Source organism: Vibrio sp. 10N.286.49.E11, from assembly GCF_041469505.1.
Taxonomy (GTDB): domain Bacteria; phylum Pseudomonadota; class Gammaproteobacteria; order Enterobacterales; family Vibrionaceae; genus Vibrio; species Vibrio crassostreae_C.
In genome coordinates, this window is the sequence record NZ_JBFRKQ010000010.1 from 19,382 (window position 1) to 27,136 (window position 7,755).

7 protein-coding genes are annotated in these 7,755 nt (G+C 44.2%); 3 read left to right on the top strand and 4 right to left on the bottom strand.

Annotated elements, in window-relative coordinates; translation table 11 throughout:
* Nucleotides 1–109 precede the first annotated feature (109 nt).
* Both AB4167_RS02455 and AB4167_RS02460 read left to right on the top strand, forming a co-directional pair.
* Complete coding sequence (locus AB4167_RS02455; RefSeq protein ID WP_372136077.1) at nt 110–2,692, top strand: molybdopterin oxidoreductase family protein; 2,583 nt, start codon at nt 110–112, stop codon at nt 2,690–2,692.
* A gap of 335 nt (nt 2,693–3,027) precedes the next feature.
* Complete coding sequence (locus AB4167_RS02460; protein WP_372136078.1) at nt 3,028–3,795, top strand: hypothetical protein; 768 nt, start codon at nt 3,028–3,030, stop codon at nt 3,793–3,795.
* 382 nt (nt 3,796–4,177) lie between these two features.
* Here the strand turns inward: AB4167_RS02460 and AB4167_RS02465 are convergent, their stop codons facing one another.
* From AB4167_RS02465 to AB4167_RS02480, 4 genes are all read right to left on the bottom strand, one after another.
* Entirely contained in the window at nt 4,178–5,203 is a 1,026-nt protein-coding gene (locus tag AB4167_RS02465) for an IS110-like element ISVisp6 family transposase (RefSeq protein WP_372136079.1), read from the bottom strand.
* An 82-nt stretch (nt 5,204–5,285) separates the two neighbouring features.
* On the bottom strand, nt 5,286–5,576 hold the full coding sequence (locus AB4167_RS02470) for a type II toxin-antitoxin system RelE/ParE family toxin (RefSeq protein WP_053302227.1): 291 nt from the start codon (nt 5,574–5,576) through the stop codon (nt 5,286–5,288).
* Nucleotides 5,566–5,814 (bottom strand): type II toxin-antitoxin system Phd/YefM family antitoxin, encoded by a 249-nt coding sequence (locus AB4167_RS02475; protein WP_004730320.1) that lies wholly within the window; start codon nt 5,812–5,814, stop codon nt 5,566–5,568. The genes AB4167_RS02470 and AB4167_RS02475 overlap by 11 nt, the downstream gene beginning before the upstream one ends.
* 788 nt (nt 5,815–6,602) lie before the next feature.
* Nucleotides 6,603–7,001: a hypothetical protein gene (locus tag AB4167_RS02480; RefSeq protein ID WP_017064752.1), complete on the bottom strand. Its 399-nt coding sequence runs from the start codon at nt 6,999–7,001 to the stop codon at nt 6,603–6,605.
* 195 nt (nt 7,002–7,196) lie between these two features.
* On the opposite strand from AB4167_RS02480, the gene AB4167_RS02485 reads away from it, so the two are divergent.
* On the top strand, nt 7,197–7,676 hold the full coding sequence (locus tag AB4167_RS02485; protein WP_017068825.1) for an Sbal_3080 family lipoprotein: 480 nt from the start codon (nt 7,197–7,199) through the stop codon (nt 7,674–7,676).
* The last annotated feature ends 79 nt before the right edge of the window (nt 7,677–7,755 follow it).

The following is a 7,755-nucleotide window of genomic DNA, read 5'->3' on the forward strand; positions in this document are numbered from 1 at the left end:
TTTGTGTTTTTATTAAGTTGTTGTTTTTAAATGAAATTATTTGCTATGCATCAGCTGTTATTAAGTGGCGTGTTATTTGCTTGTTTTCACTTATTACAATTATGGATAATTGAGCGAGAAACGGATGACCGATTCAAACAGCGGCTGGATAAAATCGACCTGTGCTTATTGTGGTGTAGGGTGTGGAATAGAAGCGAGACCGACATCGCTAGGAAAACTAGAAGTACGTGGTGATAAAGATCATCCATCAAACTATGGAAAGCTATGTACTAAAGGGATCGCGCTCGGCGACACCGTCACGCCTTTGGGTCGTCTTACACAGCCTGCTCATATTCAGAATGAGCAAAAACAAGAGCTGGACTGGAACAGTGCCACTCAGTTGGTCGCAGACAAATTCAATCAAACCATCGAAGAATTTGGGGCCGATTCGGTTGCGTTCTATGTTTCTGGGCAGCTGCTGACCGAAGACTACTATGTTGCCAATAAACTGATGAAAGGCTTCATTGGTAGTGGCAACATCGACAGTAACTCTAGGTTGTGTATGGCTTCAACCGTGGTCGGGCATAAGCGAGCATTTGGCGCAGACACAGTACCGGTATGCTACGAAGATCTCGAGCAAGCCGAACTCGTCGTGATTACAGGTTCCAACCTAGCATGGTGTCATCCGGTACTTTTCCAAAGATTAAGAGCCGCAAAACAAGCCAACCCTGCATTGAAAGTTATCGTCATCGACCCGCGTTATACCGACACCTGTGAAATCGCAGACATTCACTTGGCATTGGAATCAGGCTCAGACGTCGCATTGTTCAATGGTTTATTGGGTTACCTCGATGATAACGACAAGCTAGATGCAGACTACATAGAAAACCACACCCAAGGCTTTACTGAATCGATTCGATCTGCGACTCAATATCGTTATACACAGTCGGGCTGGGGCGACAAAAGCGTTCCTGAGCTCACAGGGTTAACAGAGCAGCAGCTGAAACAGTTCTACAGTTTGTTTGCATCGAACGAGAAGGTGCTAACCATTTACTCCCAAGGCGTGAACCAATCGACACAAGGGTGTGACAAGGTGAATGCCATTATTAACTGCCATTTAGCCACCGGAAAAATCGGCAAGCCGGGAATGGGGCCATTCTCTGTCACAGGACAACCGAACGCGATGGGCGGGCGTGAGGTGGGCGGCCTAGCCAATACTTTAGCGGCGCACTTTGAGTTTGGTGATCCGCGATCACACCAAACGGTGAGTGAATTTTGGCAGACCGACAACCTAGCCACTCATGCGGGATTAAAAGCGATCGACCTGTTTGATGCGATGAATGAGGGAAAAATCAAAGCGGTGTGGATCATGGCAACGAACCCAGTTGTGAGCCTGCCTGACAGTGAAAAGATCAAAACCGCATTAGAGAAGTGCCCATTTGTGGTGGTGTCTGATTGTATTGCCGACACTGAAACCACTCGCTTGGCCGATGTGGTGCTGCCCGCACAAGGGTGGAGTGAGAAGTCGGGCACCGTAACCAACTCTGAGCGTCGAATCTCACGCCAACGCCGTATATTACCAAGCCCAGGAGAAGCCAAACCGGATTGGTGGATTCTAAAAGAAGTCGCACAAAAAATGGGATTCAAAGAGCAATTTGAGTTCCGCCACGAAGGTGAGATCTTTAAAGAGTATTGCGAGATGACAGCGCTCGGCAATGAAACAGGTAAAGCGCGTGACTTGTGCTTAATTGGACTCACGCAACTGGATGAAAAAGGCTATGGCGAACTCACTCCACAGCAATGGCCAGTACTTGAGTATCAACCTGAGATCATCGAACAGCGCATGTTCACCAATGGTGAGTTCTTTACCGAATCAGGCAAAGCGCAGTTTATTGCAGTTGAGCACGACAAACCGATTGCCGATACCAGCCTTGAATTCCCGCTTATCATGAACACAGGTCGAATCCGAGACCAATGGCACACCATGAGCCGCACAGGCTTGGCTGCGGGTTTAGGTGAACACACCCCAGAGCCGTTTGTTGCCATGCACCCAGATACGGTTGCAGAGCTTGGTTTAGATGAATTTGGGCTAGATGCCTTCAACCACGCGACTATAAACCCAGTGGTGAAAGTGCGCAGCGCACAAGGCGAGTGCCAAGCGCGCTTAGTGGTAACCAAAGAGATGCGCCGTGAACAAGTTTTCATGCCTATCCACTGGAACGCACCGACCGCCAAAGACAGCAAGCCGTGTGACTTGATCTTGCCTCATACCGATGCCGCATCGGGTCAGCCAGAGTTTAAACATACCCCAGTGATGGTTGAACCGTGTGGCTATCGCAGCGAAGCCGCACTGGTCAGTGATAAGGTGATGGATTGCAGCGGTTTTGATTACTGGGTGCGCCAAAGAGTGGAGGGCGGTTTTCTGTATCGCATCTCATCATCTAAGAACCCAATGGAGCTGGTGATTCAACTTGCCAACACCCTCGATGCCTTACCAGAACCTAACGCGGAGGCAATCAAATCACTCCATTACCACGGCAACAAATCATTCAAGAACTATGGCTCTGCGAAGCTAGGTCAGTCTGGTGTAAAGCAAGCCTTCGTGGTGAACAGTAAGCTAGACCATCAAAGCATTGAATGGCTAGTGGAGTGCCTAACAAGAGAAGCCGATGAAGAGTTCGAAGCCGAGTTTTTGAGTACTATGGCGAAGTAGCTACTTCCTCTTACTTATCCATACCTACAGCGTAAACGCCGACAATCATGTCGGCGTTTTTGTTTGAGAATACAACTTCCAAGATACAACCTTCATAGCCTGAACTGCGGTTTACTCACATATTGGGGAGTTTTCTGCATTTTGCCGGAACTATATGGAAAATTTCTGCTTTTCGTCATGTTTGATACAAAGATAAGTAGGTAAGATGATGTTATTAAATGAGTTATTAGACTAAGTGCAGCGAGTCTTGGAAACTAGACAGAATTGTTTCAGGGACAAAATGCAGAATTATTCTGTCTAATATAGCTGTTATGCATTAACGGAGAAATTAGTAATTGAGCACTGAAAAGAAAACACGAGACGAAAAAGTTACGTTTCAAGTGAATAAAAATGTAAATAAGATTTCGTTTACGTATGAGCCTTTACGAGACGGCTTAATAATTCCTGAAGCAGATCCTAGTACGATTCGTGTTGAGCGCAGTTATGAAAGGGCTTCAGGCAAGCCGAAAGTTTTAAGCAGTGTTCAAGGACATAGTGAGTTCGCAGCATTTGATGTCGATACAATGTTACTGAATGGATACGATTACATCATTAGCGTTGATACCAATTCTCGCGAATACAATGGACAGAAAATTAGCATTTGTACTTGTTACCAAGTGCCAGGAAAAGTTTCACAGTATGTGGGTACCGACGGTGTTCCTTTTATTCACCTTGGCTCGTTCATTATTGTAAACTCGCAACCTCACATTAACCCAGAGCTTATAGGTTGGCATCTCGTAATCACCAACTTTTTACGATTTCCATTTGATACAGGTAAAGAAATGCTCGCTATCATTGTTGATAGCGAAAAAGATTCATTACCAGAATTTAACAAGCGTGTTAAACCCTACTTTAAATCGAGTTATCTACATCATCAGGTAAAGCTTTGTTATGCGTCAGACAAAGATAAGGATACGTTAGCAGGGCAAATGCTCAAAATGTGTCATAACACATCAAATCAGATCTTTAGACAAATGCAGAGTGAGAAAACAGTTCTACCCAAACTAACTAATGGATTAGGTGTTTGTGATGGTTACGTACAAGTCGCGGGCACAAATGCATAACAACAATCTGTTTAAGAGGGATTCGCAACGCGTGGCATTTTTACTATGCGTTGGTTTTAGTGTTTAAGGCGGTATGCGGCAACTTCGGTATTGCGTTGCTCACCCCTTAACAGGGCTACATGGATTCCCCCGGTTGTCAAACATCCGCTAAACTTATGTTGATGGGTTTTGGACTGCCGCTCTACATTCGGCCTACTTATCGACGATTCGCATACGTCGTGGCCCTGATGACTTTGCGCGACTGCGGTGCCTTATTCGTTAGATGACATCTAGTGTGTCCGCCGCATTAACAGGCTCTCCGCAAGTGGTCTTAACCTATCTCCATCATTAGCGTCTGCAATGACCCGGTGGGTTTAACTCTCTATGCTGCTTAGGTTTCTACTTAAGCAGCATAGTTTTCATATTCGGTTTGATTGTGTAAAAGCGACCATATAATTCGTGCGTTCTTCGCGGCAAGTGCCACTATCGCTCGGTTCATTCCTCTTCGTTCTAGAACGCCTCTGCACCACTGACTTAACTTATCTTGCTTGTCGCCAAGGTTGGCAATCACGGTCCTTGCTCCGTGAACTAATAGTGTTCGTAAGTATTTGTCGCCGTGTTTGGTTATCCGACCTAAGCGTGGCTTTCCTCCCGTCGAATATTGTTTTGGTACGAGTCCTAGCCAAGCAGAGAAATCACGGCTTTTATCAAATTGAGAACCGTTGCCTATCGAAGCAAGTATCGCAGTAGCGGTTTGCGGTCCAATACCACGAACCTTCATCACTCGTTGAACATTAGCGCTGACCTTAGCAAAAGAGTCGAAGACTTGCTCTGTATCGGCGATACGTTGATTCAACTCTCCAAGGTGGTGATAAGCATCGGCAATCACCGTTCTTGCGAGATGTGGCAGTTCATTTTCTGCATCTTCAAGCATTAAGGGAACATGTTTCATTAATGAAGAGCGGCCAACAGGAATGATTAACCCGAACTCAGAGAGTAGGGCGCGCATGCGATTCATAAGCGCGGTGCGTTCACGAACCCAATGCTCTCTCATTCTATGTACCGATAAGATGGCTTGTTGCTCGGGGGATTTTACGGGTACAAAGCGAGTTGATGGTCGCTGAACAGCTTCGCATATGGCAACAGCATCATTAAGGTCGTTCTTTCCTTTAGTTCGATAAGGAACCACGTATTTAACGGCCATAATGCGGGCGTCATGACCCAGTTTATTGAGTGTTCTTGCCCAATAATGTGCACCACCACACGCTTCAACGCCTATACGCATGAGTGGCATATTTGCTATTGTAGTCAGTAGTTTAGAGCGAGTTACCGACTTATGAAGTATGACCTCACCATTTTGGTCTACGGCATGAAGACTGAAGTGGTTTTTAGCTAGGTCGATACCGCAGAAATAAGAATAATCAGACATGGTGCCTCCGATGCATTTAAGTACCACATAAGTGTGGCAGATCCTCGGTAGGGGGAATCCATGTCATTCGTTGATACCGCAATCAATCATCTAACCTTTTCATAGCTTTACGGTAAACATCGCTACGTTCGCGTTTTCCGACTGCTAAGACGGTTACAATGATGACATCGTCTTCAACTTTGTAGACGAGACGGTAGCCCGATTGGCGTAGCTTAATCTTATACATGTTGTCAGCTCCAGAGAGTTTTGAAGCCGGAATATGCGGGTTATCTAAACGCTCGATTAGCTTTTTCTTAAATTGTTGTTGAAGCGTTGAGCCAAGCTTTTTCCACTCTTTGAGTGCACTCTTTTTAAAGTCGAGTTTATAGGTCATCAATATTTACCGAAATACTCTCTTCAGATTCACGCTCTTTCGCAATAGTTAGTAGTTCAAGATCTTCGAGTCTGTCCATCATCATTTCGTACGCTTCGGCTGGTACGCAATAAAATGCTGGCTCATTTCGGTTCAGTACAGCAACAGGTTCACCGTAAGCACTAGTTGCAACTTTCATAGGGTTAGCTTTCAACTCAGTAATGCTTGCAGCAACATCGGCTAAAATTCTAGTGGTCATGTAATAGGTCTCTTAAGTGGTCTTTGTTTTGGTCATTTTAGCCTCAACCAAGAGGTATAACAAGTTGCTTAAGAATAATTCGCAACGCGTGGCATTTTTACTATGCGTTGGTTTATGTGTTTAAGGTATTATGCGGAGGCTAAGGTATTGGTTTGCTCACACCTTAGCAAGGCGTAAAGTGTCGATATCTTGGGATAATAGTTCTAGATATCTAATTCAAAATAGCTGCGTAAACCTTAATTTAGAGGCTCTTGAACCATGGTATTACTTATAGTTTGGTTGGCTATTTGGGTTTCTTCAGTCAAGCCACTTGCTTCTGTCGCCCGACGAACATACCGCATTAGAGTACAAAGTAGTTCGAATGGTTGGAAAAGTATTTTGTTTTCTATATTGGCTCACCTTACCTTTGTTCAACTATTTAGCTTTCCTGTAGATAGTTGGTTTTACTGGGTACTTCCAGTACTAAATGTTTTGTTTGTTATGCACATGCTCTTGCTCTTGGATTTGGTTCTAGATCGTTATAGTGTGGTTGATACTTCACGTTTTACCCATCGTTCAATTGCACCTTTTTTGGTGTCATGTAGTGCATTTATTGCAATGCTTTTCTACTCAGCTTATCTCAATGATGCAATACTGAGGGGAGTATGTATTGCTGCTCTCTCAATAGGTTTGACAGGGTTTCTAGTAACTTATAGAAATGTAAAATAGGGTCATACAGCTAACAGAGTATTTTAGGTTGATAAGAATCAACCCAACCAAACAGGGCGCCAATAACGGCGCCCTTTGTGTTAGTTGGACACGCTGTAAGTGTCGTAATTGCGAAGTAAGAAGATTGCGATACAGGCTGCGAGCATTGGCCAAGAGGCGAAGAACAGTAGGTTGTTGAACGGGTCCATGTATTTTCCAAAAGAGGAAAAGGTTGAGCCTGCATGAAGGACTAAAATGGCTCCGTAGGTGTACTTTTTCCACATGCCTACAACGAATGCGCCTAAAAATCCGAGCTGCGCGACACCCAGAGCCATCATCGCATTGTTCGAGATGTCGATGCCGTAAAAGCCAGACAGTACTTTTGTCGCGTGCTCAGGGACAAGGATCTTATCCAAGCCCCAGAATAAGAAGACGATAAAAATGCCGATTCTCAGCAGTAGTAGGCTAGTCGCCAGTTTGGTTTGAAGTGTCTTTTCCATGATATCCCTTGTGATGCATTCAATGATGCGATGATTTAAATGTTCATCAAAGGAGACCCATAGCCTTCGCATTTTCTTTCGTTGTTTTTTAGTGCCTTATGTAACAAGGAATGTCTGATTAACCTTTGCTTATATAATATGTCATTTTTTTGATGTGGTATCATTCACGCAGTTAACTGTTAATGGATATATAACGTGAAAAAATACCTACTATTATCGCTTTCGGTTTTAATTTTGGCTGGTTGTGGAGCCCCTCGTTACACTGGGAGCGCGATTCCAGAACCTACGACTGAAGTTGATGTTGTTATCGTTAAAGACGCTGAAACACGTGAAGGGTTTTTAAATACTATGGAAACGTGGCTGCAAGATAACGATTATACCTACACCGTCGTACCTGATAAGTCGAAGCACGATCTTGATAAGCTGACATTGGAGTATGAAGGCCATTGGAGCTGGGACTTAGCGTTGTTCTTAAAGCAAGCGGAGATCAATGCTTATCAGAACGGACAAAGAGTAGGTGAAGTAGAATTTAAAGTCCCATACACGGCTAACCCAAACAAATTTGGTAATGCAGCTAAGCGTATTGGTTTTATGATGGATACGGTATTTGGTAAGAAAACTGCTGAAGAAGCAACGAAAGCAGCTAATTCATCAGATTCAAAAGCGACGAACTAGTCTAATTAGTTTACTAACTTATACCTTTGTTCGCTTTCTATTTTTCTTTAAGCTCTGCTCGAATAGACGAATAGACGAA

Excerpts from the sequence above, each read along its gene's own strand:
- AB4167_RS02480 (WP_017064752.1), bottom strand. The coding sequence starts at position 7,001 with ATGGAAAAGACACTTCAAACCAAACTGGCGACTAGCCTACTACTGCTG.
- AB4167_RS02475 (WP_004730320.1), bottom strand. The coding sequence starts at position 5,814 with ATGACCACTAGAATTTTAGCCGATGTTGCTGCAAGCATTACTGAGTTG.
- AB4167_RS02470 (WP_053302227.1), bottom strand. The coding sequence starts at position 5,576 with ATGACCTATAAACTCGACTTTAAAAAGAGTGCACTCAAAGAGTGGAAA.
- AB4167_RS02465 (WP_372136079.1), bottom strand. The coding sequence starts at position 5,203 with ATGTCTGATTATTCTTATTTCTGCGGTATCGACCTAGCTAAAAACCAC.